Source organism: Streptomyces sp. NPDC001135, assembly GCF_053598395.1.
This window is the reverse complement of the sequence record NZ_JBSFKD010000020.1, coordinates 161199-165268: the sequence shown is the minus strand read 5'-3', so window position 1 is coordinate 165268 and position 4070 is coordinate 161199. Positions and strand designations below refer to the sequence as shown.

Here is a 4070-nt window from a genome sequence, read left to right as displayed (position 1 = left end):
GTCCAGGGTCTGCCCGCGCGCATCTGCTGGCTCGGCTACGGCGAGCGCGACAAGGCCGGCGAGCGCTTCAACGACATGGCGTCCGCCGGGTGCTGGCCGAGGGAGGCGCGCCCGAGGCTCTCGCCGCCCAGGTGGCCGCGGCTCTCGGCGAGGGCGCCGACGCGGCGCTGCGCGCGGATCCCTGGCAGCTGCTGCGGATCAGCGGTGTACGGCCCGACCAGGCCGACGGCTTCGCACGCACGCTGCTCGGCGCCGCCTGCGGCCCGGGCGACGAGCGGCGGGGCCGCGCGGTCACGGTGTGGCTGCTGGAGCAGGCGGCCCTGGCCGGGCACACCGCACTGGACCTGCCCGCGCTGACCGCGGCGCTGGGCCGGCAGAGCGTGCCGGACCCGGACGCGGCGGTGCAGGACACCCTCGCGGAGGGCGAGGCCCTGGCCTTCCAGGACGCGCTGGAGGAAGCCGGGGCCCCCGCGCCCCAGGTCACCGACGAGGACACCGACGAGGAGCAGGAGCGGCCGGTGCGGGTCCTCGTCGGCCTGGAGCGGTACGCGCTGGCCGAGGAGAGCCTCGCCGACGGTCTGGGCCGGCTGGTCAGCTCGTTGCCCAAGGAGACCGAGCAGGCCTGGCGGACGGCCGCCGAGTCGGTCTCCGGCGGGGCCGCAGAGCTGGTCGGCGCGGTCGCCGGGCACGGCCTGGTGCTGCACACCGGCGGGGAGGCGGCCCGTGCCGAACCGGCCGCGCTGCTCGGCGCCGCCCGCGCGGCGGGCCTGCGGGCGTTCGCCGCCTGCCACACCCCCGACGGCCGCCACCGCTTCGCCGCGCTGCCCGGTGCCGGCCCGGTGGACCAGGGCGTGGGCACGGTCGCCGGCCTGCTGTCCGGCGTCGAGGGACCGGGCCGGGACGCGGACGGCGCGCTGGAACTGGACCTGCTGATCGTGCTCGACGCCCCGCAACTCGACGTGGAGAGCGCCGCGATGCTGGCGGAGTCGCTGCCCGACGGGGCCCGGCTGGTGCTCAGCGGCGACCCGGCGGTGCTGTGGTCGGCCGGTCCGGGACGGGTCTTCGCCGACCTGCTCGCCGCCCGCGTCTGCCCGCAGGTCGTCTCCCGTGTCCCCGACCCGGGGCCGATCGGCGAGCTGGTCTCCGGTATCGGCATCGGCGAGCTGAACCAGGTGGCCGCTCCGGGCAAGGAGATCGTCATCGTCCCGGTGCGGGACCCGGGGGAGGCCGTGCACCGCACGGTCCAGCTGGTCGCGGACTCGGTGCCGCGGGCGATCGGTGTCCCGGCCGACCAGACCGTGGTGATCACTCCGGGGCACGGCGGCGCCGCGGGCACCCGTGCCCTCAACTCCGCGCTGAAGGAACGCCTCAACCCCGGACCCGGCCGCTTCGGCGGCTTCGACCCCGGCGACCGGGTCGTCCACTCCCCCGCCCCGGGCCGTACGGTGCCGGGCGTGGTGGTGAGGGCCGACGCGGACGGGCTGCACCTGTCGTGCGCGGGCGCCCCGGTGGTCGTACCGCGCGAGCGGGTGCAGGACGCCGTACGGCACGGCTGGGCACTGACCGCGCACCAGGCGGTGGGGGCTCGCTGGCCGGCGGCGGTCGTGGTACTGCCCGGCGATGCGGCGCAGGCGCTCAGCAGGCCCTGGGTGTACACGGCGTTCGGCCGGGCGGAGCGGCATCTGTCCGTGGTCCACGGCGTGGAGCAGGCCCTACCGAAGGCGGTGGCCGAAACCCCGGCCAAGCCCCGCACGACCCGGCTGCAGACGCTGCTGCGCGCGCAGGTGCCGCCGAGCTGAGCACCCTGGTCCCCCCGCGCCGGCTGTCCCCGCCGCGACGGCGGTGCCCGGCGGTGCCGTACCGGCCCCAGGCCCCTACGGCACCGCCGGCTCCGCTCACTTCTCGCTGTCCAGCGGCTCCAGGCCGTCGGCCTCGTCTTCTTCCTCGTCCTCGACGAACTCGAGCTCTTCGTCGTCGTCCGCTTCCTCGTCGAAGACGGCGCTGACATCGAACCGGCACACGACCTGCTGCGGGTCGATGTGCTCGAACGGCGTCTCCAGCCACTCCCCGGCCTCGGGCGCCTCGTCCGTGGCGGTGACCCAGAGCGTGGAGTCGCCCTCCTCCAGACCGAACTCCTTGTGCCGGGAGGCGATCTCGTCCGGTTCGAACTCGCCGAACAGGATGCCGAGCGCTCCCGGAACCGTGGCGGCGGCCTCCTCGGACAGACCACCGGGAGCCGCGTACTCCGCCGCCTCCACCCGCTGGGCCTGCGCCAGCAGCCGCTGGGGTTCCGCCACGGCGTAGTCGCGGCGGATCAGCACGCTGATCGCGTGGGGTTCCTCGGGGCCCGCGTACGGCGGCAGCTCCTCCGCACCGGGGATCTCGAAGGGCGTGACCTCGTCATAGCGGTCGTAGAGCAGCTCGTCGTACACCTCGGCGGCCGCGGCCAGCTGGTTGAACGCCTCCAGGACGGCCGGGTCGTCATCCCCCGACCTGCGTTCGACCGCGGCCAGATGACGGTCGAGCGCGGTCTTGATCGCCTCGGCGGCGGCGCGTACCTCGGCAGCGGTGGGCTGCGCAGCATCAGACATAGTGCAGACGCTATCCGTACCGGGCCCCAGCCCGCACAATAGATGCGATGCCGGAATACGAATTTGTCGACGTGTACGTGCCTCGCGGGGTGTCCCGCAAGGAGGCGACACGTCTGCTGACGGACCATGCCGAGTACGGACACTGGGAATTGGACCGACTGAGCCTGCTGCGCGACGGCAGCCGCAGGGTGCGGTTGCGCCGGCGGATCATCCGCCAGGTGCGTGCCACGTGGTGACGCCGGTGACCTGAACACCTGAACCGGAGCGGGCCCCGTCTGAGATGGCGGGGCCCGCTCCGTTCACTGCGCTCCCCGGTCGGGGCTTCCGGCTAGGCCGTGGCCCGCGCCTTGCGGTAGAGCACCGCGCCCGCGAGCAGCGCGCCCGCGCCGACCGGCAGCACGAGGTCCAGCGGCAGCTCGCTGCCGGTGTGCGCGAGCTGGGCGTTGGTCAGCGGCTCCCCGGAGCGGCCGCCGTGCTGCGTGACCTGGCTGGACCCATGGGATCCCTGCGGCGTGTGGCCGCCCCGGCCGGGCGGGGTCGTCGGGCTCCCCGGGTGGCCCGGCTGACCGGGATGCCCCGGTTGACCGGGGTGGCCCGGCTGACCCGGGTGACCGGGATGCCCCGGCTGACCAGGGTGGCCCGGCTGACCCGGCTGTCCGGGCGGGTTGCCGTGGCCGCCGCCCGGCGGCTGGGTGGGGTGGCCACCGCCTCCGTTGGCGCAGTCGTTGCCCTCGACGGCGTTGCCGACTCCGATGACGTTCACGCTGTTGCCGCAGACGTTCACCGGGGCGTCGATCGGCGCCTGCACGGTGTTCCCGGACCCGACGCCGGGCGAACCACCGGTGTGTCCGCCCGCGTGCGCGCCGCCGGAACCACCGGAGCCGCCTCCGTTGGCACAGTCGTTGCCGTGGGCGGCGTTGCCGACTCCGATGACGTTCACGCTGTTGCCGCAGACGTTCACCGGGGCGTCGATCGGCGCCTGCACGGTGTTGCCGGACAGTACGCCGGGTGAGCCGCCGGCGTGGCCGCTCGCGTGCGAGCCGCCGGAGCCGCCGTGTCCGCCCGAAGCGCCGCCGTGGTTGGCGCACGAGTTGCCCGCGGCCGGGTTGAGCAGCCCGACGACGTTCACGGTGTTGCCGCAGACGTTCACCGGCGCGTGCACCGGTACCTGCACCGTGTTGCCGGACAGTACGCCGGGTGAGCCGGCGGCGGCGCCGGCCGCGCCCGCGCTGGCGTGGGCATAGCCGCTCGCGGCGGCGATCACACCGGTGGCCGCCGCCATCGTCATCAGGCCCTTGCGGGTGCCCTGTCGCATTCTGATTTTCCCCTGCCTTCGATCCTGCTGTGCCTCGCGATTGCGACCCTCGCGGATCATGACTCCGCGCAAGAGGCCGGTCGGCCCCGGAGCGCCCAGCTTGGTGTCCTTGGTGTACTTCATGTCGAGGTAGATCCGGTCCGCCGGGGAGAGGATCAGGCCGG

At 74.7% G+C, this 4070-nt stretch carries 3 protein-coding genes and 2 pseudogenes; 3 read left to right on the top strand and 2 right to left on the bottom strand.

Annotated features, from left to right (window positions below; genetic code table 11):
- Both ACWC94_RS24315 and ACWC94_RS24310 read left to right on the top strand, forming a co-directional pair.
- Positions 1 to 90, top strand: a pseudogene (locus tag ACWC94_RS24315) (hypothetical protein); the annotation flags it as partial.
- A pseudogene (locus tag ACWC94_RS24310) lies at positions 81 to 1799 on the top strand (helix-hairpin-helix domain-containing protein); the annotation flags it as partial. The pseudogenes ACWC94_RS24315 and ACWC94_RS24310, both read left to right, overlap by 10 nt.
- 96 nt (positions 1800 to 1895) lie before the next feature.
- On the opposite strand, the gene ACWC94_RS24305 reads toward ACWC94_RS24310, so the two are convergent.
- A complete protein-coding gene (locus tag ACWC94_RS24305) occupies positions 1896 to 2591 on the bottom strand; it encodes a hypothetical protein (RefSeq protein ID WP_450799009.1) in 696 nt (231 codons plus the stop codon).
- 47 nt (positions 2592 to 2638) lie between these two features.
- Between ACWC94_RS24305 and ACWC94_RS24300 the strand changes: the two genes are divergently transcribed.
- Positions 2639 to 2827 (top strand): DUF5703 family protein, encoded by a 189-nt coding sequence (locus ACWC94_RS24300; RefSeq protein ID WP_014671721.1) that lies wholly within the window; start codon positions 2639 to 2641, stop codon positions 2825 to 2827.
- 92 nt (positions 2828 to 2919) lie between these two features.
- Here ACWC94_RS24300 and ACWC94_RS24295 read toward each other — a convergent pair.
- The coding region (locus tag ACWC94_RS24295) for a chaplin family protein (RefSeq protein ID WP_450799008.1) at positions 2920 to 4070 on the bottom strand (1151 nt) is incomplete at its 5' end.